26 protein-coding genes are annotated in these 25,167 nt (G+C 54.4%); 12 read left to right on the top strand and 14 right to left on the bottom strand.

All coding sequences use genetic code 11. The features are described 5' to 3' along the window. Positions 1-38: 38 nt before the first annotated feature. The 5 genes from ABU190_RS10890 to ABU190_RS10870 form a co-directional block, all read right to left on the bottom strand. On the bottom strand, positions 39-824 hold the full coding sequence (locus ABU190_RS10890) for an ABC transporter ATP-binding protein (protein WP_041851640.1): 786 nt from the start codon (positions 822-824) through the stop codon (positions 39-41). Continuing rightward, positions 824-1,705 (bottom strand): ABC transporter permease, encoded by an 882-nt coding sequence (locus tag ABU190_RS10885; RefSeq protein WP_354691293.1) that lies wholly within the window; start codon positions 1,703-1,705, stop codon positions 824-826. Before ABU190_RS10885 ends, ABU190_RS10890 begins: the two co-directional genes overlap by 1 nt. Before the next feature lie 11 nt (positions 1,706-1,716). Beyond that, positions 1,717-2,700, bottom strand: coding sequence for an ABC transporter substrate-binding protein (locus tag ABU190_RS10880; RefSeq protein ID WP_041851642.1), 984 nt, complete (start codon positions 2,698-2,700; stop codon positions 1,717-1,719). A 228-nt stretch (positions 2,701-2,928) separates the two neighbouring features. Beyond that, positions 2,929-3,516, bottom strand: a complete 588-nt coding sequence (locus tag ABU190_RS10875) for a HutD family protein (RefSeq protein ID WP_354691292.1) — start codon at positions 3,514-3,516, stop codon at positions 2,929-2,931. After that, entirely contained in the window at positions 3,513-4,886 is a 1,374-nt protein-coding gene (locus ABU190_RS10870) for a formimidoylglutamate deiminase (protein ID WP_354691291.1), read from the bottom strand. The genes ABU190_RS10875 and ABU190_RS10870 overlap by 4 nt, the downstream gene beginning before the upstream one ends. A gap of 236 nt (positions 4,887-5,122) precedes the next feature. Here ABU190_RS10870 and hutC point away from each other — a divergent pair, with 236 nt between their 5' ends. The 3 genes from hutC to hutG all read left to right on the top strand — a co-directional run bounded on the left by hutC (position 5,123) and on the right by hutG (position 8,157). Then, positions 5,123-5,914, top strand: a complete 792-nt coding sequence (hutC, locus tag ABU190_RS10865) for a histidine utilization repressor (RefSeq protein WP_041851645.1) — start codon at positions 5,123-5,125, stop codon at positions 5,912-5,914. 162 nt (positions 5,915-6,076) lie between these two features. Then, positions 6,077-7,339 carry an imidazolonepropionase gene (gene hutI / locus ABU190_RS10860; RefSeq protein ID WP_354691290.1) on the top strand — a complete coding sequence of 421 codons (1,263 nt, stop codon included), beginning with the start codon at positions 6,077-6,079 and terminating at the stop codon, positions 7,337-7,339. Then, complete coding sequence (gene hutG / locus ABU190_RS10855; protein WP_354691289.1) at positions 7,336-8,157, top strand: N-formylglutamate deformylase; 822 nt, start codon at positions 7,336-7,338, stop codon at positions 8,155-8,157. The genes hutI and hutG overlap by 4 nt, the downstream gene beginning before the upstream one ends. Before the next feature lie 29 nt (positions 8,158-8,186). On the opposite strand, the gene ABU190_RS10850 is transcribed toward hutG, so the two are convergent. Together ABU190_RS10850 and ABU190_RS10845 are read right to left on the bottom strand one after the other, a co-directional pair. Next, positions 8,187-8,486, bottom strand: coding sequence for a fimbrial protein (locus tag ABU190_RS10850; protein WP_354691288.1), 300 nt, complete (start codon positions 8,484-8,486; stop codon positions 8,187-8,189). A 65-nt stretch (positions 8,487-8,551) separates the two neighbouring features. Next, on the bottom strand, positions 8,552-9,502 hold the full coding sequence (locus ABU190_RS10845) for a hypothetical protein (protein ID WP_354691287.1): 951 nt from the start codon (positions 9,500-9,502) through the stop codon (positions 8,552-8,554). A 202-nt stretch (positions 9,503-9,704) separates the two neighbouring features. Here ABU190_RS10845 and xthA point away from each other — a divergent pair, with 202 nt between their 5' ends. From xthA to ABU190_RS10830, 3 genes are read left to right on the top strand one after another with little or no spacing between them, the layout of a single operon-like run. After that, complete coding sequence (gene xthA, locus ABU190_RS10840) at positions 9,705-10,514, top strand: exodeoxyribonuclease III (RefSeq protein ID WP_071195391.1); 810 nt, start codon at positions 9,705-9,707, stop codon at positions 10,512-10,514. A gap of 60 nt (positions 10,515-10,574) precedes the next feature. Continuing rightward, positions 10,575-11,771, top strand: a complete 1,197-nt coding sequence (locus ABU190_RS10835) for a rhodanese-like domain-containing protein (RefSeq protein WP_354691286.1) — start codon at positions 10,575-10,577, stop codon at positions 11,769-11,771. 2 nt (positions 11,772-11,773) lie between these two features. Continuing rightward, positions 11,774-12,187, top strand: a complete 414-nt coding sequence (locus tag ABU190_RS10830; RefSeq protein ID WP_354691285.1) for a pyrimidine (deoxy)nucleoside triphosphate diphosphatase — start codon at positions 11,774-11,776, stop codon at positions 12,185-12,187. Here ABU190_RS10830 and ABU190_RS10825 read toward each other — a convergent pair. After that, positions 12,150-12,434, bottom strand: a complete 285-nt coding sequence (locus ABU190_RS10825; protein WP_041851651.1) for a YnjH family protein — start codon at positions 12,432-12,434, stop codon at positions 12,150-12,152. The genes ABU190_RS10830 and ABU190_RS10825 overlap by 38 nt on opposite strands. A gap of 236 nt (positions 12,435-12,670) precedes the next feature. On the opposite strand from ABU190_RS10825, the gene gdhA reads away from it, so the two are divergent. Then, complete coding sequence (gene gdhA / locus ABU190_RS10820) at positions 12,671-14,014, top strand: NADP-specific glutamate dehydrogenase (protein ID WP_354691284.1); 1,344 nt, start codon at positions 12,671-12,673, stop codon at positions 14,012-14,014. Between the two features lie 88 nt (positions 14,015-14,102). Here the strand turns inward: gdhA and ABU190_RS10815 are convergent, their stop codons facing one another. The 4 genes from ABU190_RS10815 to ABU190_RS10800 form a co-directional block, all read right to left on the bottom strand. Beyond that, complete coding sequence (locus tag ABU190_RS10815; RefSeq protein WP_158276515.1) at positions 14,103-14,273, bottom strand: hypothetical protein; 171 nt, start codon at positions 14,271-14,273, stop codon at positions 14,103-14,105. 193 nt (positions 14,274-14,466) lie between these two features. Further along, complete coding sequence (locus ABU190_RS10810; RefSeq protein WP_271849136.1) at positions 14,467-16,413, bottom strand: DNA topoisomerase III; 1,947 nt, start codon at positions 16,411-16,413, stop codon at positions 14,467-14,469. A 4-nt stretch (positions 16,414-16,417) separates the two neighbouring features. Further along, complete coding sequence (selD, locus tag ABU190_RS10805; RefSeq protein WP_354691283.1) at positions 16,418-17,461, bottom strand: selenide, water dikinase SelD; 1,044 nt, start codon at positions 17,459-17,461, stop codon at positions 16,418-16,420. A 116-nt stretch (positions 17,462-17,577) separates the two neighbouring features. Then, positions 17,578-18,129, bottom strand: a complete 552-nt coding sequence (locus tag ABU190_RS10800; protein ID WP_354691282.1) for an NAD(P)H nitroreductase — start codon at positions 18,127-18,129, stop codon at positions 17,578-17,580. A gap of 162 nt (positions 18,130-18,291) precedes the next feature. Here ABU190_RS10800 and sppA point away from each other — a divergent pair, with 162 nt between their 5' ends. From sppA to pncA, 3 genes are all read left to right on the top strand, one after another. Then, complete coding sequence (gene sppA / locus ABU190_RS10795) at positions 18,292-20,145, top strand: signal peptide peptidase SppA (RefSeq protein ID WP_071195397.1); 1,854 nt, start codon at positions 18,292-18,294, stop codon at positions 20,143-20,145. Between the two features lie 130 nt (positions 20,146-20,275). Continuing rightward, positions 20,276-21,292: an asparaginase gene (ansA, locus tag ABU190_RS10790; RefSeq protein ID WP_041851657.1), complete on the top strand. Its 1,017-nt coding sequence runs from the start codon at positions 20,276-20,278 to the stop codon at positions 21,290-21,292. Positions 21,293-21,302: 10 nt separating this feature from the next. Then, positions 21,303-21,944: a bifunctional nicotinamidase/pyrazinamidase gene (gene pncA, locus ABU190_RS10785; protein WP_354691281.1), complete on the top strand. Its 642-nt coding sequence runs from the start codon at positions 21,303-21,305 to the stop codon at positions 21,942-21,944. 68 nt (positions 21,945-22,012) lie between these two features. Here pncA and ABU190_RS10780 read toward each other — a convergent pair whose 3' ends face one another. Both ABU190_RS10780 and msrB read right to left on the bottom strand, forming a co-directional pair. Next, positions 22,013-22,291: a YeaC family protein gene (locus ABU190_RS10780; RefSeq protein ID WP_041851659.1), complete on the bottom strand. Its 279-nt coding sequence runs from the start codon at positions 22,289-22,291 to the stop codon at positions 22,013-22,015. Positions 22,292-22,331: 40 nt separating this feature from the next. Further along, positions 22,332-22,745, bottom strand: a complete 414-nt coding sequence (gene msrB / locus ABU190_RS10775) for a peptide-methionine (R)-S-oxide reductase MsrB (protein WP_041851660.1) — start codon at positions 22,743-22,745, stop codon at positions 22,332-22,334. A 342-nt stretch (positions 22,746-23,087) separates the two neighbouring features. Here msrB and gapA point away from each other — a divergent pair, with 342 nt between their 5' ends. Together gapA and ABU190_RS10765 are read left to right on the top strand one after the other, a co-directional pair. Continuing rightward, positions 23,088-24,083 carry a glyceraldehyde-3-phosphate dehydrogenase gene (gene gapA, locus ABU190_RS10770; protein ID WP_041851661.1) on the top strand — a complete coding sequence of 332 codons (996 nt, stop codon included), beginning with the start codon at positions 23,088-23,090 and terminating at the stop codon, positions 24,081-24,083. Between the two features lie 198 nt (positions 24,084-24,281). Then, complete coding sequence (locus ABU190_RS10765) at positions 24,282-25,166, top strand: D-hexose-6-phosphate mutarotase (protein WP_041851662.1); 885 nt, start codon at positions 24,282-24,284, stop codon at positions 25,164-25,166. Position 25,167 lies beyond the last annotated feature (1 nt).

Below are 25,167 nucleotides of genomic sequence, written 5' to 3'. Positions count from 1 at the left end.
CTGACAAAAAAGTGGCAACACGACGCAAAAAAAAGCGATCAATGATCCAGGGTTTGCAGCGTTTCGGTACGGATCTCTTCCGTTATCCGCGCTTTGAGCGTCATAAACTCCGGCGATGTCTTTAAGGTGTAATCACGCGGATGCGGGAAGTTGACCGCCACTTCGGTTTTGATTCTCCCCGGCCGCGCGCTGAAAATTGCCACTTTATTGGCCATAAAAATGGCTTCATCAATATCGTGCGTCACAAACAGCACCGTCTTGCGCGATGACTCCCATATTGACAGCAGTAACTCCTGCATCATCACGCGCGTCTGGTTATCGAGCGCGCCGAAGGGTTCATCCATCAGCAAAACTTTCGGGTCATTCGCCAGCGCACGGGCAATAGCCGTACGTTGCTGCATACCACCTGACAGTTGCCGTGGGAAGTGATGCTCAAAACCGCGCAAACCGACCTTATTTATAAAGTAGTCGCTACGCTCCTTTTGCGCCGCTTTACTCACGCCTCGCTCCTGTAAGCCGAAGCGGATATTTTGCTCAACGGTCAGCCAGGGGAACAGCGTATAGCTCTGGAATACCATGCCGCGATCCGCACCGGGGCCATCGACCAGTTCCCCATCCAGCCAGACTTCACCGCGTGTAGGCTGATCCAGCCCGGCGACAATACGCAGCAGTGTCGACTTGCCGCAGCCGGAAGGGCCGAGAATGGTAATAAAATCGTTCTCATTGACCTGATAATCCACCGGCAACAGTGCCTGGGTTTTTTCACCTTTCGGGCCAGTGAAAACACGCTCTACCTGGCGAACGCTCAGCTTCGGATAGTTCATTACAGAGAGCTCCATACAAACAGGCGGCGGTTGACCGCTTTAAACAACAGGTCGGAGAGCAAGCCGATACAGCCAATGACGATAATGCCGAAGATCATCTGCCCGGTGTTGAGTAACGCCTGGCTGTTGACAATCATATGGCCTATCCCGCTGGATGAACCGATAAGCTCCGCCACGATGACGTAGGTCCAGGCCCAGCCGAGCACCAGACGCAAAAGTTCGGCGATTTCCGGTGCCGCACCGGGAATAATCACCCGACGCACCACGCTTTTATTGGTCGCCCCCAGCGTGTAGGCCGCTTCGACCAGATCGCGACGCGCGGCACCTACGGCGACAGCGACCATCAGGGTTATCTGGAAGAAAGAGCCAATAAAAATCACCAGGATCTTCTGCATTTCACCAATACCGGCCCACAGGATCAAAAGAGGCACAAACGCGGAGGCTGGCAGATAGCGGCAAAACGAGACAAACGGCTCGAAGAAGGCTTCGATAAGCTTGTACGAGCCCATCCAGATGCCCAGCGGCACGGCGATAACGCAGGCCAGGACAAATCCACCCAGTACGCGCATTACCGTCATGCCGATATCGGTGGTGAAATCGAAATCGGTAAACAGTAATACCCCTTCCTGCACCATGCTGGCGGGGCTTGCGAGGAAGGTCGGCGCCACCAGGCCGGTAAAGGTCACCAGCGCCCACAAGGCGAAAAACAGCATAAAGAAACAGAAGCCCAGAAACCAGCGATGACGGGGCGCAACGGGGCGTAATGGCACCATCATCGGGTTATGCCAGACCTTTTTGCTTGCCGGCAGGGGAGCCGGCTCGCGTAAGTCTGTCGTGGTCTTGCTGGCGTAGTCCGCGGCCTGACTGACAGGACTGTTCATATCATGGTCCTTCATGGCTGAGTAACGTACTTCGCGTCGTACAACGTATTGATATCCGGCGTTTTACGCAGAATTTTCATCTCCGTGAGCAGCCGTGCCGCCTCATTGGTGAAGCTTACGATTTCGCCGCTAAAGAATTTTTTGTTAGCATCGCGATCCTGCCAGCGCAGATAGCTGGACTCTTCGGCAAACTGTTTGCCGGTCTCTTTCACCGCCGCGCCCATGATTTCATTGGCTTTATCCGGGTCGGCTTTGATCATGTCCAGCGCTTCGAAATAACTGTTGACCAGCGCCTGGGCCGCTTTCGGGTTTTTATCCAGCCAGGACGGCGTGCAGCCAAGGGTATCCATCACCATCGGGTAGTCGAGCGTGGTGGTCAGGATTTTGCCCTTATCCGGGCTCTGGCGGATGTTGGAGAGATACGGTTCGTAGGTCACGGCAGCGTCGTTCTGCCCGGCAATGAACGCATGCGCGGCGGCATCCGGCCCTAAGGTGGCGAGCTTGACATCTTTCATCGTCATGCCGTTTTTATCGAGGATCCACGCCAGCAGGAAATACGATGACGTACCGGGCGCATCGACGCTGATCGTTTTGCCTTTCAGGTCCGCCACGCTATTGATACCGCTGCGTACCGCAATCCCATCCGCACCGTAGGATTTATCCAGTTGGACAATTTGCTTAACAGGCACGCCGCTGGCATTCCAGGTGAGATAGGTTTCAACCGTAGTCCCGGCGCATTGCAGCGAACCGGAGGCAATCGCCAGATGACGGGATTGCTGCGGGACCATTTTCAGGGTGACATCAAGACCATTCTTTTTGAAAATACCCGCTTTATCGGCAAGGGTCAGCGGCGCAAAGCCGGTCCAGCCGGAAATCCCAATCGCCACCGGCGTATCCGCCGCCAGTGCTGTATTAGCCGCACCGCCTAACGCGACTGCCAGCCCTAACAGAGATAACGAACGCTTTAGTACAGTCCTGGAAATCATGTTGCTCATCTGCCACTCCTGCCAAATTACCTGTCTCGGGAATGCCTGCGCAGCAATGTGCCACCGGCGAATGACGCTACTGTATATTCTTGTCTATACAATTAAGCCGAGAAAGATAAAGCAAGCTTTGTGCCAGTCCGGAAGAGCGCCCGTATCGTTGCTTTCGCCCACTGACCGTGGGGCTGACGAATCAAAGTAGTGCACCCGGCGCGCTATTTCAGTGCACTCTGCTCCGGGTTAGTCCGTGACTGCGGCCCACAAGAGCAGCCCCTGCCCGGGATGGGTTTGCGCACACAACGAAATAGCCCACTGCGCCTGCACTTGTCTGTCGCTCGTCGACCACCAGAAACCGTCGCCCTTGCCAAAGCGGGTCCCGTCCGGCAGTTGCCACTCACCCTCAATGGCGTAGAGCACACCGCCTTTCTCTGCGGTGACTGTCCCGCTTTCACGCAGGACGACCACGCGAGGGGCGCAGACATGGCGGCGGGTCATCAGATTGAAATCCATTGTCATACCGCCCAGCAGATGCGCGCTGAGAGAGAGGTCGCCACTGAAAGCAAACGGTGCGCCGACCGTGCTCAGACGGTGGCTAAGCTGCCCGCCATCGGACAGATGTACCCCCTCTCCGCTCAGTAAGGTTATCGAGCGCTCAATACCCGGAAAGGCGGAAAACGGGCCATCGGCGGCGATAGTGGCAATGCTGGCGCGCCAGTCAAATTCCGCCGTACCCTGCGGCCAACTGATGATCTCGCGGGTTTCTCCCCCACCATTGCGCCAGCGACTTACCGGCAACGCCGCCTGGGAAAACGGATGCCAGTTGTTCATGCATTCTCCTGAGAAAGCTGTTGCAACAGATGCAGAAAATCAGCCGCGGCGGCCTGTTGCTGAGGATGAACCCCATCAATAACCCGCGCCACGCCGCCAACATAGACATCGCGAATTTGCCCGGCATGACCGGCAAACAACCAGCGGTTAAGTAGCGCGTTGTCGCTTGCCGCGGCCAGGTAAGGGTCCTGATGGTCAAGCACCAGCCAGTCGGCGCGATAACCGACCGAAAGTTGCCCCAGCGGGACACCGCAGGCCTGCGCACCACCGGACAACGCCTGCGTGTAAAGCACATCCCCTACCCGCGTTTGCCCCGCAGCGACCAGCCGGTTACGCCGCTGGTCGCGCAGGCGCTGGCCATATTCCAGCCAGCGCAACTCTTCCACCACGTTGAGCGAGACATGGCTGTCCGAGCCGATGCCCCAGCGCCCTTCCTGCGCCAGATAGTCAACGCCGGGGAAAATACCGTCGCCAAGGTTCGCTTCAGTGGTTGGGCACAATCCGGCCACCGCACCGCTGTGGGCCATTTTTGTCACTTCGGTGGCATCCGCATGGGTCGCGTGGATCAGGCACCAGCGGGCATCCACGTCCAGATGATCATACAGCCAACTGATCGGGCGCTGACCGCTCCAGTTCAGGCAGTCGTTGACCTCTTTTTGCTGTTCGGCAATATGAATATGGACCGGGAGCGTCGGGTCACTGGCGCGTAACACCTGCTCCATTTGTTCAGGCGTAACCGCACGCAGGGAGTGAAAGCACAACCCCTGGTTTTGCAGCGGTTTTCCGTTGATTTGCCGCCCAATAATCGCCTGCTGCTCCAGATAGCTGTCGGCATCCTGAATAAAGCGTTTTTGCCCGGCCTGAGCGGGTTGGCCGCCAAACCCGGCATAGCTGTAAAGCACCGGCAATAACGTCAGGCCAATGCCCACATCCCCGGCGGCGGCGCTCAGGTGTGCGGTCATCTCACCACGATCGGCATAGGGTTTGCCGCTGATGTCATTGTGCAGATAGTGGAATTCGGCGACCTGGGTGTAGCCGCCTTTGAGCATTTCGATATAGAGCTGGCGGGCAATCACGCCGACCTGTTGCGGGGTCAGACGCTGCACCATGCGGTACATCAGATCCCGCCAGGTCCAGAAGCTGTCCTGCGGGTCGCCCGCCACTTCCGCAAGCCCGGCCATCACGCGCTGAAAGGCATGGGAGTGCAGGTTTGGCATGCCAGGCACCACCGGGCCGGAAAGCGGGATACTGCCATCGGGAGTAGCATCAGGCGTGATGGCGGTCAGCATGCCGACATCATCAACCTCCAGTCGAACATTGTGCGCCCAACCTCTAGCGAGCAAGACACGTGGAGCAAAATATGCAGGCATAACACTGTTCCTGAGCGGGGAAAAGCAATGTCTGAGCACCGTTGCGCAGACCACTGCCAAACCTTTGACCAATTTGTCTATACATATACATATGCCTGAATTGGCTGTAAACTTGCAGCGTGTTTTTTTACTATTTTCGTTTTTTCATCAACGTGCGCTTATCCCCTGCGCGGTGGACATAGCCGGACGTTGGGGAAACGTTCCTGATACCTGTGGATTTTTTGAGAGGTAAGAAAATGTCGGAGCCTTCACCGAACGGTGTCGCACAACACGGCGTGACCCGGCAGGCATTGTCTGAGCTTGCCGCTGCCATGAGTGATACCCCTGCCCCGATTTATCAGCGCGTGAAGCAGGCTATCATCAGCCAGATTCGCTCCGGTGCCTGGAAGCCCCATCAACGTATTCCGTCGGAAAGTGAACTGGTCAACGAGATTGGCGTGAGCCGCATGACCATTAACCGTGCGCTGCGTGAACTGACCAGTGAAGGTTTTCTTATCCGCATGCAGGGTGTCGGCACCTTCGTTGCCGAAGCGAAGGCCTACACGCCGATGCTCGAAGTGCACAATATTGCCGATGAAATCGCCCAGCGCGGCCATCGCCACGACAGCAGGATTCTGGTGTGTGAAGCCCGTGAGGCCGATGCCGATCAGGCCATGCAATTGGGTATCGCGCCCGGCGACACGCTGTTTTATTCGCAGATCGTCCATTACGAAAATAATGTCCCCGTACAAATCGAAGACCGCTACGTTAACCCGGCCGCCGCGCCGGATTATCTGCGTCAGGTCTTCAATAAGCAGATGCCCTACACCTATCTGATGGAAATATCGCCGCTCACCGCCGGTGAACATCGGGTCGAAGCGGTAAGCGCCAGCGACGAGCAGCGTGAATTGCTGCAACTGGAGGAGCACGAACCCTGTCTGCTGATCCACCGTCGCACCTGGAGCGGCAGCCGCATTGTCACCTCCGCCCGTCTGGTTTACCCCGGTTCGCGCTATCAGCTATTTGGCCGCTTCACCAGCCACGGCTAACCCCGCTTTACCCATAGCGGCTTTTCTGGCCGCTGTGTCTTCTGATATGTAAGCTCACCAGCAATAAGAAAAAACTCTTTCTGCTCGCCTTGCCGCGTTTCCGGTTATGCGTTAGGTTGACTTTAATTGTCTATACAAGATAAATCCAACCCGGAGTTTGTCATGTCGTTAGCCGAATCTTTGTCGTTTTCCGCCACGCCACCCGACCGTTGCGATAGCGTCTGGCGCGGCGCCACGCTGGTCACGATGCAAAACGGACACTACAGCCAGATAGAAAACGGTGCGATTGCTGTCTCTGACGGAAAAATTGTCTGGCTCGGCCCGTCCGCCGATTGTCCTCCCTTCCCCGACGCGGAGTTGCATGATTTTGCAGGCGGGATCATTACGCCTGGTTTTGTCGATTGCCATACCCATCTGGTCTTTGGTGGTAACCGCAGCGGTGAGTTCGAGCAACGGCTGAACGGGATGAGTTATGCGCAGATTGCCGCTGCCGGCGGTGGGATCATCTCCACGGTTAACGCCACCCGTCAGGCGACAGAAGAGGAGCTGATCGAATCGGCGTTATTCCGCCTGCGCCCGCTGTTGGCAGAAGGCGTCACCAGCGTTGAGATAAAATCGGGCTATGGGTTGTCCATCGACAGCGAACTGAAAATGCTGCGGGTGATTCGCGCATTAGCGACCCGGTTGCCGGTTGATATTGTATCGACCTGCCTTGCCGCCCATGCGCTCCCGCCCGAATACAAAGACCGGGCTGATGCGTATATCAGCCTTGTCTGCGACACCCTGTTACCGATTGTCGCCCGGGAAAAACTGGCCGATGCGGTCGATGCATTTTGCGAACATCTGGCGTTCTCCCCGGCCCAGGTTGAGAAGGTGTTCACCACCGCGAAAGCCCTGGGTCTGCCAGTGAAATTACATGCAGAGCAGCTCTCCTCACTGCACGGCAGCGCACTCGCGGCCCGGCATGGCGCCCTGTCGGCCGATCACCTGGAATATGCCACCGAAGAAGATGCCATCGCCATGGCGGCCAGCGGGACCGTCGCCGTGTTGTTACCCGGCGCGTTCTATTTATTGCGCGAAAAGCAACAGCCGCCGGTGGCTTTATTCCGCCAGCATCGGGTACCGATGGCGCTGGCCAGCGATGCCAACCCCGGCACCTCCCCTGTGCTCTCGTTACGCCTGATGCTGAGTATGGGCTGCACGCTGTTTGGTCTGACGCCGGAAGAGGCGCTGGCCGGGATCACCTGTCACGGCGCCCGCGCGCTCGGTTTACAGGATTCTCACGGCACGCTGGCGCCAGGCAAGGTCGCCGATTTTATCCACTGGCCGCTCTCGCGACCGGCTGAGCTGGTCTACTGGCTGGGCGGAGAACTGCCCTGCACGGTGGTCTATCGCGGAAATGTACGAGGAAAACATGACCTATGAGTCTTTCAGCTATCACCGCACCCTATGATTTCACGGCGGGCACATCGCCGCTGCTGATCAGTATTCCCCACGCCGGAACACGCCTGACGCCGGAGGTCGCCGAAGGCCTCAGCGAGGCGGCACAGCCACTGGGCGATACGGACTGGCATATCCCCCGCCTGTATGACTTTGCCCGTGCGCTCGGGGCCAGTATTTTGGTCGGCAATTATTCCCGCTTTGTTATCGACCTGAACCGACCGTCTGATGACAAACCGCTCTACACCACGGCAACGACGGGCCTCTATCCCGATACCCTGTTTGATGGTCGCGACACCTTTAAGCCCGGAATGACCCCGACCGATGCCCGACGTCAGGATTATCTGGCGCAAATCTGGCAGCCATATCATGAGCGCCTCCAGGCCGAACTCGCACGGATTAAGCAGCAGTTTGGCTATGCGCTGTTGTTTGATGCCCACTCCATTGCGTCGGTCATCCCGCGGTTGTTTGACGGGCAGTTACCCGATTTAAATCTCGGCACCAATAATGGCGCCAGTTGCTCGCCCGAATTGAGTGGTGTGCTGACGGGGATTTGCCAGCAACAGTCGCAGTTCAGCCACGTGCTTAACGGGCGTTTCAAAGGTGGTTACATCACCCGTGCTTACGGACAGCCCGCTGCCGATATCCACGCCGTGCAGCTTGAATTAGCGCAGGTGAATTATATGGATGAAACGCCACCTTATGCCTGGTCTGAGACCCGCGCGCCTCAATTGCAGACGCTGTTAAAACAGATGCTGGAAGGGATGGTGGCATGGGGAAGCGAACAGTATGGCGTGAAATAAGCAAAGGCTGACATAGGTCAGCCTTTTTATTACTGGTATTCAAACGTAAAGGTAGTGTTGGCTTTGACGGGGCAGCTGCTGATATTAGCGCCTTTGTAGTAATAGTACGCGTTAAAGTTCAACAGTTCCGTGGATTGAGCGCTATACGCCACTTCAATTTTTTCCGTCATTTTTACCGGCGTGCTGTCATTAAAAAGCAACTGAATGCCGATATTGTCATTGCCGCTCAGTTTGTTTCTTAATACCGTGCCCGTTCCGGTTCCGCTTAGTGTGTCGCCCTCGAAGGTCACCGATACCGTGGTTTGTTCATCGCAGGAAAAATTAAACACCAACCTAAAAAATGGGCGCCAGGATAATAATCATCCTTACAACAAACCAATTGCGTACTTAATTTTCACATATACCCGCACTCCCTAACTTTAGTTATAGTGTAATCTTCCGGGTCAATTTCACGCCCAGTTTTCAAACCCATTCTCTTAATGAATTCATCAGGAATTCCCTTGCCATTTAAATTCACAAAGATCACTTCATCATTGCTTATTTGACATCCAAGTTCATGTGTGTTGTTTTTATTTAAAATTATCACACCATCTATTATCCTATAAAAATCAGAGTCATTCCCGATGCTAAATGTTGCGGTTTCGATTGGCTTCCCAACATCAAAATCTTTATAATACGTACATGGGCGATCTTCTATATGGGCTTTAATTTTTGTTCCAACGTTATTTTCAGAATCAGATTCCAGACAAATGAAAGGCATTCCATAAAACAATCTTTTTAATTCTGATATCAAAATCGAATCTATTTTTTCGTTGAAGCCAATATTTACACAGACTATGTTAATGTCCGTTTTTTTTATCGTCCCTTTGTCCAGATATTCTTGATACTTTTTTGTTTTTGTTAAAACTCGACCACCTATATGCAGGCAAAACTCAGGTGTATCAACATATTCATCCTGTACTGTATACGTTACGTTCTCCCTCTTATCTGGTGAAAAATCAAAAACCGTGAAATTCCCTGTTTTCTTTAATGCCTCTTTATTAGGACGTATGCATTCAATGTTTATAACTTTGCCTTCAAATTTTATTGTTATATCAGGCCCCTTGTTTTTACTAGAGACATCATCACCGAATATAGCATAACACTTCTTAGCTAAGATAATTTCCGCCAATCTATCTTTCAAAGTATTTTCATCAACGCAACGAGAAACAAAGTTTTTATCCAGCAACTTATTCTTATGAACCAATTCAAAAGACTCTATCAGTTGATTTAAATATTCAAACTCAGGCATAAATTTATTTAAAACCTCTTTAAATCCTTTTACTACCTTTTCTTCTTCGTTCATCCTGGGAACCTTATTTTTTCAAAGAGAAAAAAGAACAAAAGGTATATTAATAGCCTCAAACCCTGCGCAGCAAGTCAAATTACACTTAAATATATATTTTATTCAATAGCAGTTAAGCATAGATAACCCCAATCCCATAGGCATCCGTTGTCATTATCTGCTAACATCCCTGCCACATTCCCACAGCAATCTGGCGGCGACTATGAAATTTGTCTCTTTTAATATCAACGGCCTGCGTGCCCGTCCCCATCAACTGGAAGCGATTGTCGAGCAGCATCAGCCCGACGTGATTGGCCTGCAGGAGACGAAAGTCCACGACGACATGTTCCCGCTCGAAGAAGTCGCGAAACTCGGTTACAACGTCTTTTATCATGGGCAGAAAGGGCACTATGGCGTGGCGCTGCTGACCAAAGCGACGCCCGTTTCCGTGCGTCGCGGTTTCCCGGACGACGGTGAAGAAGCCCAGCGCCGTATCATCATGGCGGAAATTCCGTCTCCGCTGGGTAACATCACGGTCATCAATGGTTACTTCCCGCAGGGGGAAAGCCGCGACCATCCGACCAAGTTCCCGGCAAAAGAGAAGTTTTACCAGGACCTGCAAAACTACATTGAAACCGAACTGAAGAAAGAAAACCCGGTGCTGATTATGGGTGATGTCAACATCAGCCCCACCGATCTGGATATTGGCATCGGCGAAGAGAACCGCAAACGCTGGCTGCGAACCGGCAAATGCTCCTTCTTGCCGGAAGAGCGTGTATGGATGGATCGCCTGATAAACTGGGGACTGGTGGATACCTGGCGTGCGGCGAACCCGGACAATAACGAGCGCTTCTCGTGGTTTGACTACCGCTCCAAAGGATTTGATGACAACCGGGGCCTACGTATAGACCTGCTGCTGGCAAGCTCACCGCTGGCAGAGCGCTGCATCGAAACCGGCATCGACTATGATATCCGCAGTATGGATAAACCCTCCGACCATGCTCCGGTATGGGCTACATTTAACGTCGAATAAGCGTCATTTTCCCCTTATGGCGGTCATGTTTATGACCACCCTCTTTGGACCTGCCACGCTATGGCTCAAAACATCACACTTTCCCAATTCCGCCAGAACAATGGCGTGGTTATCGATACTCGCAATAGCGCCTTGTACAACGGCTGGCCGGATGCGTTGCACGGTACATCCGGCCATGTATCCGGTGCGCGTAATCTTGCCGCTTCCTGGCTGGGCGAGATGACGGACGCACAGTTTGACGCCTGGTCTGCCCTGCGCCCGTTAAGCGCCGAAACCCGCATCGCGCTCTATGGCGCGCCGGAAGACAACGCCGCGGTAGAGGCCTGGTTACGTCAGAAGGGACTCCATGCGCCATGGCGTATCAGCGACGCCTTCTCCTGCACTTGTCCCCTCGAACGTTTGCCCGGTTTTCATCAACTCGTCCCGGTAAGCTGGCTTAACGCGCTGATCGCTCATCGCCAGGTCAGCGAAAAACCCGTCGGTAAATGGACGGTGATTGAAGCAGGCTGGGGCGTGCATGATACCTTCCGGCAAGGGCATATTCCCGGCGCGGACTACCTCGACACAGGCGAGCTGGAAATCGAGCCCCTGTGGAACGTGGTTGCTCCTGAGGCGTTGCGTGACGTGCTGGCCGCGCACGGCATTCGCTGCGATACCACGGTCATTCTCTATAGCCGTACCCCGCTTGCCGCGGCGCGCGTGGCCCATATTCTGTTGTACGCCGGGGTGGAAGATGTGCGTTTGCTGGACGGTGGCTGGCGAACATGGCTTTGCGCTGGCTTTCCGGTTGCATCCGGCGATGCGCTACCCATCACGTCCGCTTGTGATTTTGGCGCACCGCTCCCTGCTCAGCCTCAATTGATGCTTTCCCTGCCGCAGGCACGGGCGCTGCTCAACCGTAAGGATGCTTCGATGGTGAGTGTTCGCTCGTGGGCTGAGTTTTCCGGCGCGACCAGTGGTTATGATTATATTGATGCCTGTGGCGAGATCCCCGGTGCGCGCTGGGGACGTGGCGGACGCGGTAAAGATGGCGTTGAGGATTTCCTTAATCCGGATGCAACCTTACGCTGCGCGGATTACGTTACGGCCATGTGGGAAGCGTGGAATATTACCGCAGACCAGCACATCGCTTTTTACTGCGGAACCGGCTGGCGGGCCTCACTGGCGTTTATCTGCGCGCGCGCCATGGGCTGGACGAACATCGGAGTATATGATGGCGGCTGGTATGAGTGGAGTTTGCATCACAACAATGGATAACCATGCTTAAAACGATAGAGGTCGTCGCCGCGATTATTGAGCGCGATGGCCAGATTTTGCTGGCCCAGCGCCCGGAACAGAGCGATCAGGCAGGGCTGTGGGAATTTGCTGGCGGTAAGGTAGAAGCCGGAGAGAGCCAGTCAGACGCATTAATACGCGAGCTTCGCGAAGAGCTGGGCATTGAAGCCGTGCCCACGGCGTACATCGCCAGCCACCAGCGGGAGGTCTCCGGGCGCATAATCAATTTGCATGCCTGGCATGTGCCGACTTTCACCGGCACACTGACCCGTCATCACCACGCGGCGCTCATCTGGTGCGCGCCACAGGAAGCCTTTAACTGGCCGCTTGCGCCTGCCGATATCCCTCTTCTGGAGGCGTTTATGGCTTCACGCGCCGCCAGACCAGCGGGTTTGTAGAAACGGTGCGTTCATCGCGCTGGCACTGAAGCAGCACGCCTTCGGCTTTAATAACCGCCCCTTCGGTGTAATTCTGATTCTGGTAAACGCAGCACTGGTTACAGGGCTGCGAACTCTGCTGACCACCAGAGGTAAACACTTCCGGTGGAACATTCACCTGCACATCCGGCGACAGGCGTCTCTCCGCACTGGCCCCCGCTGAAACTAACATCAGTACACAACCCCATACCCACAGTGAACGCTTCATAGCATTTTCTTCCTGAATAGAACCTTTTATCACTATAACGTATCTCTATTACCGAACCGCATTTTCTTTCTTCATCGGTTTTTATTATGACAAGCCACCCATTATTAATTTGATACCGCTGGACTATTTTTGCTTGCTTTACGCCATATTGCGGATGTTATAGTCGAAAAACGCTGAATTTTTAGCTCACAACAACCAATAAAATCTGACTATCAACATAAGAGGCTCTTATATCTATGGAACAGACATGCTCTCTTGAATCGTTTCTTTCCCACGTTCAAAAGCGCGATCCGCATCAGCCTGAATTCGCTCAGGCCGTACGTGAAGTAATGACCACGCTGTGGCCTTTTCTCGAACAAAACCCTCGCTACCGTCAGCTCTCCCTGCTGGAAAGACTGGTTGAACCGGAACGTGTTATTCAGTTCCGCGTGGTATGGGTAGACGACAAAAACCAGGTGCAGGTTAACCGCGCGTGGCGCGTGCAATTCAACTCGGCCATTGGCCCGTATAAAGGCGGCATGCGTTTCCACCCGTCCGTCAACTTGTCGATCCTGAAATTCCTTGGCTTCGAGCAGACCTTCAAAAATGCCCTCACCACCCTGCCGATGGGCGGTGGTAAAGGCGGTAGCGATTTCGATCCGAAAGGGAAGAGCGATGCGGAAGTGATGCGTTTCTGCCAGTCACTGATGACTGAACTGTATCGCCACCTGGGGCCGGATACCGATGTCCCGGCGGGTGATATGGGTGTGGGCGCGCGTGAAGTGGGCTTTATGGCCGGGATGATGAAAAAACTCTCCAACAACACTGCCTGCGTGTTCACCGGTAAAGGTCTCTCCTTCGGCGGCAGCTTAATCCGTCCGGAAGCCACCGGCTACGGCCTGGTGTATTTCACCGAAGCGATGCTCAAACGCCATGGTATGGGTCTGGAAGGTCTGCGCGTGGCCGTTTCTGGCTCCGGTAACGTGGCGCAGTATGCTATCGAAAAAGCGATGGCTTTTGGCGCCCGCGTGATAACCGCCTCTGACTCTAACGGTACCGTGGTTGATGAAGCCGGTTTTACCACCGAAAAACTGGCTCGCCTGATTGAAATTAAAGAGCAGCAGCATGGGCGCGTAGCGGATTACGCCCGTGAGTTTGGCCTGCAATACCTCGAAGGCCAACAACCCTGGTCAGTGCCGGTCGATGTCGCTCTGCCGTGTGCCACCCAGAACGAACTGGATGTCGATGCCGCACGTACGCTTATCGCCAACGGCGTGAAAGCGGTGGCAGAGGGCGCCAATATGCCCACCACGATTGCGGCAACCGATCTGTTCCTGGAAGCAGGCGTCCTGTTTGCGCCGGGTAAAGCGGCGAATGCCGGGGGCGTGGCAACATCAGGCCTGGAAATGGCGCAGAACGCCGCACGTCTTGGCTGGAAAGCGGAAAAAGTGGATGCGCGTCTGCACCACATTATGCTGGATATTCACCAGGCCTGTGTGGAGTATGGCGGCGAAGCGAAGCAGACTAACTATGTCCGTGGCGCAAACATTGCGGGCTTCGTGAAAGTGGCGGATGCGATGATCGGTCAGGGGCTTATCTAAGTCATTTTGCCGGGCGGCGCTGCGTCGACCCGGCTAGCATGTTCCATGCCCGGTAAGCGCAAAGCCGCCGGGCAATCTCATCAGGCGTTCAGTTAACCACCAGCGATGAGACAATTTCCCTGTGACGTTTAAGAATGATCGCGATTTGCTCATCCGCGGTAAGCTCGTTGAACATTTTTTCATTGCGATCGGAATGCGCGTTGCGCACAGTGGCGGGGATACGTACTTCGCTTTTTTCTATTGCTTTTTGCTCGCTCATTTTCCAGTCCTGCAACTCAATGGTCTGTGTTCGCGCGCATAATAATCCCGTTTAGCTGTGACAGGAAGACGACACCATCACGTCTTTTTACGAATTGTGCAAGTTAACGTCATCTTTGGGCAAAATCACGGTGATTCTACCGTGACTGCCCCTCTTCTTATGCATTTGCTGATGTCTTACCGCTAAACGAGCCTCAGGCAGCAGGCTGTGGAGGTGTCGGGTCGTCTTTACGTGGCTTGCGCGTTGTGCGTTTACCCGCTGTTTTTTTCTTCTCACCTGCCGGAGCGCTGATTCCCCGAAACCGCTGCACTGGCGTATTGCGCGCCTGATGAATCAACTCATGCAAGGTGCCAACCAGCGGCTGCATAAAGTCCTGGTAACGACACTGCTTCTCGCTGATTTGCGTCAGCACAGACTCCCAGTGCGCGGTCATATCCGGCCTGGCAGCCATCTCCGGCAGAGAATGGATCAACGCGCGTCCGGCGTCGGTCGAAAGGATATAACGCCCTTTCTTACTGAGAAAACCACGCTTAAACAGCAGTTCGATAATCCCGGCGCGGGTGGCTTCAGTGCCCAGACCGTCTGTCGCACGCAGGATCTTTTTCAGATCTTTATCCTGCACAAAGCGGGCAATACCGGTCATCGCCGACAGCAGTGTCGCATCGGTGAAATGGCGCGGCGGTTGCGTCTGACGCTCCACGACCTCACCTTTTTCACACAGGAGTTCGTCGCCTTTCGCCACGACCGGCAGCGGCGTGCCGTCGTTTTCTTCGTCGCGCTCTTTGGCACCCAGCAACGTGCGCCAGCCCGCTTCGGCAAGGAAACGCGCTTTGGCGATAAATTTGCCGTTGGCAATATCCAGGTCGATCTGGCATTTACGGAACACTGCATCGGGGCAAAACTGCATCAGGTACTGACGCGCAATCAGATTGTAGACGTTGGCTTCACCTTCGCTCAGGTTCACCTTTGTACTGCGCGCGGTGGGAATAATGGCGTGGTGGGCATCCACCTTTTTGTCATCCCAGCAGCGGTTACGCAAATCGGCATTCACCACGGGCTGCGGCAGAAGATCCGGCGCATGGGCACCAATTGCGTTCATCACCGCATGACGCCCGGCATAATGTTCTTCCGGCAAATAGCGACAGTCCGAGCGCGGATAGGTAATCAGCTTGTGGGTTTCATAGAGCTTCTGGCAGATGTCGAGTACGTTCTGCGCGCTCAGACCATAGCGTTTCGCGGCTTCAATTTGCAGTGCCGAAAGCGAGAAAGGTAACGGCGCCGGCTCCGATTCCCGCTTATCGTTATACGCGGTAACGTTCGCCGGTTGCCCGGTAATACGAGCGACCACATGCTCGGCCAGTGGACGGTGCAGCAAGCGCCCTTCTTCATCCTGATAAGGCTCACAGGCATCGCTCGGCTGCCACAGGGCGGTAAACCGCTCTCCGGCCGGGGTGACAATGTGCGCCTTCACTTCGAAAAAATCTTTTGCCACGAAGTTCTCGATCTCTTCGTCGCGGCGCACCACCAGCCCAAGGACCGGCGTCTGTACGCGTCCAACGGAAAGTACCCCCTGATACCCGGCATTACGCCCAAGCAACGTATAGGCGCGTGTCATATTGATGCCGTACAGCCAGTCGGCGCGTGCACGGGCCAGTGCAGAGACGCACAGAGGAATAAACTCACTGTTGGCGCGCAGGCGTGAGATCGCCCGCTCCACCGCCTGGGGGTTAAGATCGTTAATCAGGCAGCGCTGGACCTGCTGACGCTTTTGCGGCGACAGTTCGAGGTAATCAAGCACCTCATCAACCAGCAACTGCCCTTCTCTGTCCGGGTCACCCGCGTGCACGACTTCCGTCGCTTCGGCGAGCAGCCGCTTGATCACATTAATCTGTTTGGTCACGGAAGGACGCGGTTGCAGCCGCCATTTTTCGGGCACGATCGGCAGATCCGCCAGATTCCAGCGCGCATACCTGCTGTCGTAGACATCCGGCTGTGCCTGCTCCAGCAGGTGACCGATACACCAGGTCACCACCTGCCCGTTGCCACATTCAATATAGCCGTCGCCTTTGCGATGTGGCTTGGGTAGCACATCCGCAATGGCGCGGCCCAGACTGGGTTTTTCGGCAATAAACAACCGCATTGGCTTAACGGATCTCAATCATCGGACGCCCTGCGCGTGCGCTAACCAGCTCACCCACCGCCGCAAGGGTAATACCATATTCTGCCGCCGTGGCGTAAACGTCGCCTTCGGCTTCGGGGCTCACTGCCAGTAACAGGCCACCAGAAGTTTGCGGGTCGCAGAGCAAATCGCGCTCCGCATCCGGCATCTCGCCCATCAAATGACCGTAGCTGGCGAAATTACGCTGGGTGCCGCCCGGTACTGCGCCAAGCGCAATATACTCTTCAACACCGGGTAATTTCGGCACATCCTGATACCAGATTTGCGCCTGCACGCCGGCACCCTGGCACATTTCACTCAGGTGCCCCAGCAGACCAAAACCGGTGACATCGGTCATCGCCTTCACGCCACTGATGCCCGCAAACGCGGCTCCGGCCAGGTTCATCTGGCACATCACGTCCGTTGCCAGCCCAATGTGTTCGGGTTTTAACAGCGATTTTTTCTCGGCGGTCGTCAGCACACCAATGCCCAGCGGTTTGGTCAGGAAGAGACGGCAGCCCGCCTGCGCGGTACTGTTTTTCTTGATGCGATCGGTTGGCACAACGCCCGTCACCGCCAGCCCGAAAATGGGTTCCGGTGCATCAATAGAGTGCCCGCCCGCCAGAGCAATACCCGCCAGGCGGCAGGCATGGCGCCCCCCCTCAACCACTTCACGGGCAATCTCCGGCGCCAGTTTGTTGACAGGCCAGCCTAAAATTGCAATCGCCATGATCGGTTTGCCGCCCATGGCGAAAATATCGCTAATCGCGTTAGTGGCAGCGATACGACCAAAGTCGAAAGGATTGTCGACAATGGGCATAAAAAAGTCGGTTGTGCTGATAACGCTGGTGCCGTTGCCGAGATCGTAGACCGCCGCGTCATCACGGGTTTCGTTCCCCACAAGCAGGTTCGGGTCGATAAACTTCGCTTGCTCGCTATGCAGGATAGTATCGAGCACTTTAGGGGAAATTTTACAACCACAACCCGCTCCGTGGCTGTATTGCGTCAGACGAATACCTTGTTCGTTCATGGACAACTCCTGTCAGGACAATCCGGCTATGGTAACGCCCAAAACGTTGCATGATAAGCGTGACTGTCCGAATTGCGGCGGTTCGCTCACAATCCAGACAGTTTTACCGGCAAGTATCAGAAATAACGGACGAAAGGCGTGGTATCCGGTGTGCTAATGGTCGTAGAGGCTTTGAGTTGCGGGGTGCCAAGGTATAAGAAACCAACGACTTTATCCTGCGCGCGGCAGTTCAGCGCGTCGCGGACAACCGGACTATCGGTCAATGGACCGGTACGCCAGATCCCGTTGAAACCCTGTGCCAGCGCCGCCATCTGCATCGCCATCACGGCGCAGCCTGCCGAGAGCAGTTGCTCCCACTGCGGCACTTTCGGATTCTCTTCACACTTCGCCACCACGGCGATAATCATCGGCGCGCGCGACGGTGAAGTCCGGGCTTTTTCTACCGCTTTTTCGTCCAGCCCGACGCTGACAGCACCCTGCTCCAGCGTCTTGCCAAAGCGGGCCAGACCTTCGCCTTCAATAATGAAAAATTGCCACGGCTGTAGCGTACCATGGTCCGGCGCGCGCATCCCCGCACGGATAATATTGTCCAGTTGTTCGCCTGTCGGTGCCGGTTCAGCCAACCGGGAAGCACTACGGCGGTTGACGAGCAGTTCAAGTGCATCCATTAGTTAAACTCCTGTATTGAAATTTGTTCCTAAAATTAACACGTGCGTAGATTTTGTTACAGCACCGGCAGCGATTCCTGCTGACAACAGGAGCCCGGCTAATTAGGATAACCACACTTGCTGCTCAGGGCAGCGGCAAACGTTACTAACCAGGGAGAATACATGCGAACCCTTTGGCGCTTTATTGCCGTTTTTTTTAAGTGGACATGGCGATTGCTGAACTTTATCCGCAATCTGGTGCTCAATTTGTTCTTTATTTTATTGGTACTGGTCGGCGTGGGCCTGTGGATGCAGTTTAGCGACAGCAAAGCAGAACATGCCAGCCGGGGTGCGTTGTTGATGGATATTACCGGCGTGGTCGTGGATAAACCCTCCGCCAGTAACCGACTCGGCGCGCTGGGTCGTCAGTTCTTTGGCGCAAGCTCTGACCGCCTGCAGGAAAACTCGCTGTTCGACATCGTCGACACCATTCGTCAGGCGCAATCAGACCGGAATATCACCGGGATTGTGCTCGATCTGAAAAACTTTGCCGGGGCGGATCAACCGTCAATGCAGTATATCGGTAAGGCACTGCGCGAGTTCCGCGATAGCGGTAAGCCGGTTTATGCGGTAGGCGATAACTACAGCCAGGGGCAGTATTATCTCGCGAGCTTCGCCAATAAAATTTGGCTCTCTCCGCAAGGGGTGGTTGATCTGCATGGCTTCGCCACCAACGGCCTGTATTACAAATCCCTGCTCGACAAGCTGAAAGTCAGCACCCATGTGTTCCGCGTCGGCACCTATAAATCCGCCGTTGAACCGTTTATCCGCGACGACATGTCTCCGGCTGCGCGCGATGCCGATAGCCGCTGGGTGGGCGAACTTTGGCAAAATTATCTCAACACCATTGCCGCAAACCGTCAGGTTACCGCGCAACAGATTTTCCCTGGCGCACAAGGCGTGCTGGACGGTCTGCGTAAAGTAGATGGCGATACGGCGAAGTACGCGCTGGATAACAAACTGGTGGACGAGCTGGGCTCCAGCGCCGATGCGGAAAAAGCGCTGACCAAACAGTTTGGCTGGGATGACAAAGACAAGAATTTCCGCGCCATCAGCTATTACGATTATCAGCTGAAAAAACCGAGCGATATGGGCGACGCCGTAGCCGTGGTCTTTGCGAACGGCGCGATCATGGACGGTAACGAAACCCCGGGGAACGTGGGTGGCGATACCACTGCGTCGCAGATCCGCGACGCGCGTCTGGATCCGAAAGTGAAAGCCATTGTGCTGCGTGTTAACAGCCCTGGCGGCAGCGTCAGCGCCTCGGAAGTGATCCGTTCTGAACTGGCCGCGGCCCGTGCGGCAGGCAAGCCGGTCGTGGTCTCGATGGGCGGTATGGCGGCATCCGGTGGTTACTGGATCTCAACGCCTGCGAATTACATCGTGGCGAATGCCAGCACCCTGACCGGATCGATTGGTATTTTCGGCGTCATCAATACGCTGGAAAACAGCCTCGACAGCATTGGCGTGCATACCGACGGCGTGGCAACGTCTCCGCTGGCGGATGTCAGCGTGACCAAAGCGCTGCCGCCGGAAGTTCAGCAGATGATGCAGATCAGCATTGAGAACGGCTATAAACGCTTTATCACGCTGGTCGCTCAGTCGCGTAACAGCACGCCGGAGCAGATTGATAAAATCGCACAGGGCCATGTCTGGACTGGTCAGGATGCGAAAGCCAACGGGCTGGTCGACGGGCTGGGTGATTTCGACGATGCGCTAAACAAAGCGGCTGAGCTGGCGAAACTCAAACAGTGGCATGTGGATTGGTATCAGGATGAACCGTCATTCTTTGATCGCGTGATGGATAGCATGTCAGGTTCCGTACGCGCCATGTTGCCACAGGCATTGCAGGCATATCTGCCCGCGCCGCTGGCCAATGCGGCAGTTCAGGTCAAAGCTGAAACAGACAAACTGGCGGCGTTTAACGATCCGCAAAACCGTTACGCGTTTTGCCTGACCTGCGCCAACATTCGCTAACGAACTGCACGTTTTGTATTCAGGCGGAGATCGGCATCACGCTGGCTCCGCCTTTTCTTTGCGCTTTCGCTGTATCATTCATTCACTGCGTATATAATCCCCCCCACTCTGTAACAACACATTTTCAATCATGCAAAAAAAATCGATTTATGTTGCCTACACTGGCGGTACCATCGGTATGCAACGTTCCGAACACGGCTACGTTCCCGTCTCCGGTCACCTGCAGCGTCAACTGGCGTTGATGCCTGAATTCCATCGCCCTGAAATGCCTGATTTCACCATCCACGAATATGATCCGTTGATGGACTCCTCCGATATGACGCCGGAAGACTGGCAGCATATTGCTGACGATATCAAAGCCCACTACGAGGATTATGATGGCTTTGTGATCCTGCACGGCACCGACACCATGGCATATACCGCCTCGGCGTTGTCGTTTATGCTGGAAAATTTGAGTAAGCCGGTTATCGTCACAGGCTCGCAAATCCCGCTGGCAGAGCTGCGTTCCGACGGACAGATCAATTTGCTCAATTCGCTGTACGTGGCGGCCAACTTCCCGATTAACGAAGTGACGCTGTTCTTTAACAACCGCCTCTATCGCGGTAATCGCACCACTAAAGCACATGCGGACGGCTTTGACGCCTTTGCCTCACCGAACCTGTCGCCGCTGCTGGAAGCGGGAATACATATTCGCCGCCTTAATACCCCGCCTGCGCCGCACGGTAACGGCGAGCTGGTTGTTCATCCGATCACCCCACAACCGATTGGCGTGGTGACGATCTATCCGGGTATCTCGGCAGACGTGGTAAGAAACTTTCTGCGCCAGCCCGTGAAAGCGCTGATTTTGCGCTCTTATGGCGTAGGCAATGCGCCACAAAACGGGGAGTTTCTCAAAGAGTTACAGGAAGCCAGCGCTCGCGGCATTGTGGTGGTCAACCTGACACAGTGTATGTCGGGTAAGGTCAATATGGGCGGCTACGCCACCGGTAACGCACTGGCGCATGCGGGCGTGATTGGCGGGGCGGATATGACAGTAGAAGCCACGCTGACTAAACTGCATTATCTGTTGAGTCAGGATTTGGACGCCGCGGCGATTCGCAGCGCCATGACGCAAAACCTGCGCGGTGAGCTCACCGCAGACGAATAAGGAAAAGCCGATGAAACAACGCGCTTTGCTTCTGGTCGACCTGCAAAATGATTTCTGTGCAGGCGGCGCGCTGGCTGCGGCGGAAGGCGACAGCACTGTCGATGTGGCGAACACGCTGATCGACTGGTGCCAGGCACGCGGCGAACCTGTACTGGCGACCCAGGACTGGCATCCGGCTAACCATGGCAGTTTCGCCAGTCAGCACCAGGTTGCGCCCTTTTCACAAGGTGTGCTTGATGGCCTGGCGCAAACCTTCTGGCCGGACCATTGCGTACAGCACAGTGAAGGCGCGGCGTTGCATCCCCTGTTGAAAGCCTCAGCCATCGACGCCGTGTTCCACAAGGGACAAAACCCGGCTATCGACAGCTACAGCGCTTTTTTTGATAACGGGCATCGGCAGAAAACCGAACTCGATGACTGGTTGCGTCAGCACGACATTGCTGAGTTAACCATCATGGGGCTTGCCACCGACTATTGCGTGAAATTCACTGTCCTGGATGCGCTGAAACTGGGCTATCGCGTCAACGTCATTACCGACGGCTGTCGTGGGGTGAACATCAGTGCGCAAGACAGCGCCCACGCCTTTATGGAGATGGCCGCCGAAGGGGCAACGCTCTATACGCTGGCCGACTGGCAGGAAACCCATAGGTAATAAGGCTTTTGCGGGCCGCCGACTTCAACCCGGCTACTGGCAGGAAAACGTAGCCGGGATCTTGCGAATCATTGCATTTTCAGCGTCGCAATTGGCTTAGGCGTAATGCCAAAGTCTTCTTTCAATTGCTGCTTGCTTTTCATCACCATCTGTCCTTGCGTGTCGATGGTCATGTGCTGCGCGTCGGTGTTATGGCGGGCCTGCCATAACATGACCAGTTGCAGGCTGTTCTCTTTTTGTTCCGGTGTCAGTGCAACGCCATCCGGCCACTTACCCAACTCAACAGCGGTAACCAGACGCTGATAGATGTCCGGCGTCATGCTGTTAATGACTTGTTCGAAATCCATGCTAAATTAACCCCACTGGAATAATAGCTGAATCGATTCCTCACCCCAGAGTCCGATCGCCGTTTTCATCGTCGGTAAAACTCAACGAGGCAGAATTCACGCAATAACGTTCACCGGTCGGTTGTGGACCATCCGGGAAAACATGTCCCAGATGCGCGTCACAATTACCGCAACGAATTTCAACGCGCTGCATACCGTGCGAGTAATCGTTTATATAGCGAATGGACTCTTCACTTACTGGCTCAAAAAAGCTCGGCCAGCCGCAGCCTGAATCATACTTGGTCTGCGAATGAAACAGGGGAGCGTCGCAAACCAGACAGTGATACACGCCTTCACGTTTGTTGTGTAAAAGACGGCCTGTGAAAGGCGGCTCGGTACCGTGATCCTGTGTCACGTAGAACTGCATCTCCGTCAGATTTTTTTTCAGGTCATCCTGAGAGGATTTCGTCGTCATAAGCTCACATCTCGCGGTAAGAATTCGTACAACTTCACTTCGATTCTAACAAAACATTAACAATGAAGTGATAACTTTTGATCTAAACTTACTTGCTGCGAATCCCCGGGCGGGTAATTGTGATCACTCTCACATTTTTATCCTGCATGACCTTTAAAATTCGGGGCGGCGTCCCCATATGGGGAGCATGCTCATAGGAAGAGTGAGACGAGTCAGTCGAACAAAGGTTATGCGGAGGATTGATTTGTCGCAATGATTGACACGATTCCGCTTGACGCTGCGTAAGGTTTTTGTAATTTTACAGCCAACCTTTTATTCACTAACAAATAGCTGGTGGAATATATGACTATCAAAGTAGGTATCAACGGTTTTGGCCGTATCGGTCGCATTGTTTTCCGTGCTGCTCAGGAACGTTCTGACATCGAAATCGTTGGTATCAACGATCTGTTAGACGCAGAATACATGGCTTACATGCTGAAATATGACTCTACTCACGGCCGTTTCAACGGTACCGTAGAAGTCAAAGACGGCCATCTGGTTGTTAACGGCAAAACCATCCGTGTTACTGCTGAAAAAGATCCGGCTAACCTGAAATGGAACGAAATCGGTGTTGACGTTGTAGCAGAAGCTACCGGTATCTTCCTGACCGACGAAACCGCGCGTAAACACATCACTGCTGGCGCGAAAAAAGTTGTTCTGACTGGTCCTTCCAAAGACAACACCCCGATGTTTGTTAAAGGCGCTAACTTTGACAAATACGAAGGCCAGGACATCGTTTCTAACGCATCCTGCACCACCAACTGCCTGGCACCGCTGGCAAAAGTTATCAACGACAACTTCGGCATCATCGAAGGTCTGATGACCACTGTTCACGCGACCACTGCAACTCAGAAAACCGTTGATGGCCCGTCTCATAAAGACTGGCGCGGCGGTCGTGGCGCATCCCAGAACATCATCCCGTCCTCTACCGGTGCAGCTAAAGCTGTAGGTAAAGTACTGCCAGAACTGAATGGCAAACTGACTGGTATGGCGTTCCGCGTTCCGACTCCGAACGTATCTGTTGTTGACCTGACCGTTCGTCTGGAAAAAGCAGCGTCTTACGAAGAAATCAAGAAAGCAATCAAAGCGGCTTCTGAAGGCGCAATGAAAGGCGTTCTGGGTTACACCGAAGACGACGTTGTATCTACCGATTTCAACGGTGAAGTTTGCACTTCTGTGTTCGATGCTAAAGCAGGTATCGCACTGAACGACAACTTCGTGAAACTGGTATCCTGGTACGACAACGAAACCGGTTACTCTAACAAAGTTCTGGACCTGATCGCTCACATCTCCAAATAAGTTGAGATGAGACATTGATCTATAAAGGCGACTTCGGTCGCCTTTTTTTATGTTTCGCGTCATCCTGAAAGCTGCTTCCTTACTGGCGCTGCTCGCGGGTGCTGTCCACAGAATTCTCTGTGCTCCCGGCACTCCTCAGACTTGCCGTCCCGATGCAGCTTTCATGATTTTGTGTCTCGCTAAACGAAGGATTGCACCATGATAAACAAAATTTTTGCTCTCCCGGTTGTTGAACAAATTTCCTCCGCCCTCTCTCGCCGTCTGATGGACGAACTGGACGTTATCGTTATCGATCACCCACAAGTTAAAGCTTCTTTTGCTCTGCAGGGCGCACATCTGCTCTCCTGGAAACCGCAGGGTGAAGACGAAGCGCTGTGGTTGAGCGGCAACACGCCGTTTAAAAACGGCGTGGCGTTGCGCGGCGGCGTACCGATCTGCTGGCCATGGTTTGGCCCGGCTGCACAGCAGGGTCTGCCTGCTCACGGTTTCGCCCGTAACCTGGCATGGACACTGAAAGCGCATAATGAAGATGATAAAGGTGTTGTGCTGACATTTGAGCTGCACAGCAGCGAAGCGTCCCGCCAATACTGGCCGCATGATTTCACGCTGTTTGCCCGCTATAAATTGGGTAAAACCTGCGAAATCGAACTGGAAGCGCACGGCGATTTCGAAACCACCTCAGCTCTGCATACCTATTTCAACGTCGGCGATATCCATGCGGTGAAAGTCAGCGGTCTGGGCGATCGTTTCATTGATAAAGTGAACAACGCGCAAGAAGATGCACTGACCGATGGCGTACAGACATTCCCGGATCGTACCGATCGCGTCTATCTGAATCCGGAAGCCTGCAGTGTAATCCATGACAGTGCGCTGAACCGCACCATTGAAGTGATCCATCACCATCATACTAACGTTGTCGCATGGAACCCGGGTCCGGCGCTCTCCGCCAGCATGACCGACATGCCGGATGATGGTTATAAAACATTTGTTTGTGTTGAATCAGCCTGCGCGACCGCGCCGCAAAAAACTACCGAAGAAAAACCGTCTCGCCTGGCGCAGACGATCCGCGTGGTTAAACGCTGAT

Source organism: Phytobacter sp. RSE-02, assembly GCF_040578655.1.
GTDB classification, from domain to species: Bacteria; Pseudomonadota; Gammaproteobacteria; order Enterobacterales; family Enterobacteriaceae; genus Phytobacter; species Phytobacter diazotrophicus.
Note: the sequence above shows the minus strand (reverse complement) of the source record. Positions and strands in the feature narration are given on the sequence as shown.

Bases quoted from the DNA above. Each gene is read 5' to 3' on its own strand.
- ABU190_RS10890 (WP_041851640.1), bottom strand. From the start codon at position 824: ATGAACTATCCGAAGCTGAGCGTTCGCCAGGTAGAGCGTGTTTTCACT.
- ABU190_RS10885 (WP_354691293.1), bottom strand. From the start codon at position 1,705: ATGAACAGTCCTGTCAGTCAGGCCGCGGACTACGCCAGCAAGACCACG.
- ABU190_RS10880 (WP_041851642.1), bottom strand. From the start codon at position 2,700: ATGAGCAACATGATTTCCAGGACTGTACTAAAGCGTTCGTTATCTCTG.
- ABU190_RS10875 (WP_354691292.1), bottom strand. From the start codon at position 3,516: ATGAACAACTGGCATCCGTTTTCCCAGGCGGCGTTGCCGGTAAGTCGC.
- ABU190_RS10870 (WP_354691291.1), bottom strand. From the start codon at position 4,886: ATGCCTGCATATTTTGCTCCACGTGTCTTGCTCGCTAGAGGTTGGGCG.
- hutC (WP_041851645.1), top strand. From the start codon at position 5,123: ATGTCGGAGCCTTCACCGAACGGTGTCGCACAACACGGCGTGACCCGG.
- hutI (WP_354691290.1), top strand. From the start codon at position 6,077: ATGTCGTTAGCCGAATCTTTGTCGTTTTCCGCCACGCCACCCGACCGT.
- hutG (WP_354691289.1), top strand. From the start codon at position 7,336: ATGAGTCTTTCAGCTATCACCGCACCCTATGATTTCACGGCGGGCACA.
- ABU190_RS10845 (WP_354691287.1), bottom strand. From the start codon at position 9,502: ATGAACGAAGAAGAAAAGGTAGTAAAAGGATTTAAAGAGGTTTTAAAT.
- xthA (WP_071195391.1), top strand. From the start codon at position 9,705: ATGAAATTTGTCTCTTTTAATATCAACGGCCTGCGTGCCCGTCCCCAT.
- ABU190_RS10835 (WP_354691286.1), top strand. From the start codon at position 10,575: ATGGCTCAAAACATCACACTTTCCCAATTCCGCCAGAACAATGGCGTG.
- ABU190_RS10830 (WP_354691285.1), top strand. From the start codon at position 11,774: ATGCTTAAAACGATAGAGGTCGTCGCCGCGATTATTGAGCGCGATGGC.
- ABU190_RS10825 (WP_041851651.1), bottom strand. From the start codon at position 12,434: ATGAAGCGTTCACTGTGGGTATGGGGTTGTGTACTGATGTTAGTTTCA.
- gdhA (WP_354691284.1), top strand. From the start codon at position 12,671: ATGGAACAGACATGCTCTCTTGAATCGTTTCTTTCCCACGTTCAAAAG.
- ABU190_RS10815 (WP_158276515.1), bottom strand. From the start codon at position 14,273: ATGAGCGAGCAAAAAGCAATAGAAAAAAGCGAAGTACGTATCCCCGCC.
- ABU190_RS10810 (WP_271849136.1), bottom strand. From the start codon at position 16,413: ATGCGGTTGTTTATTGCCGAAAAACCCAGTCTGGGCCGCGCCATTGCG.
- selD (WP_354691283.1), bottom strand. From the start codon at position 17,461: ATGAACGAACAAGGTATTCGTCTGACGCAATACAGCCACGGAGCGGGT.
- ABU190_RS10800 (WP_354691282.1), bottom strand. From the start codon at position 18,129: ATGGATGCACTTGAACTGCTCGTCAACCGCCGTAGTGCTTCCCGGTTG.
- sppA (WP_071195397.1), top strand. From the start codon at position 18,292: ATGCGAACCCTTTGGCGCTTTATTGCCGTTTTTTTTAAGTGGACATGG.
- ansA (WP_041851657.1), top strand. From the start codon at position 20,276: ATGCAAAAAAAATCGATTTATGTTGCCTACACTGGCGGTACCATCGGT.
- pncA (WP_354691281.1), top strand. From the start codon at position 21,303: ATGAAACAACGCGCTTTGCTTCTGGTCGACCTGCAAAATGATTTCTGT.
- ABU190_RS10780 (WP_041851659.1), bottom strand. From the start codon at position 22,291: ATGGATTTCGAACAAGTCATTAACAGCATGACGCCGGACATCTATCAG.
- msrB (WP_041851660.1), bottom strand. From the start codon at position 22,745: ATGACGACGAAATCCTCTCAGGATGACCTGAAAAAAAATCTGACGGAG.
- gapA (WP_041851661.1), top strand. From the start codon at position 23,088: ATGACTATCAAAGTAGGTATCAACGGTTTTGGCCGTATCGGTCGCATT.
- ABU190_RS10765 (WP_041851662.1), top strand. From the start codon at position 24,282: ATGATAAACAAAATTTTTGCTCTCCCGGTTGTTGAACAAATTTCCTCC.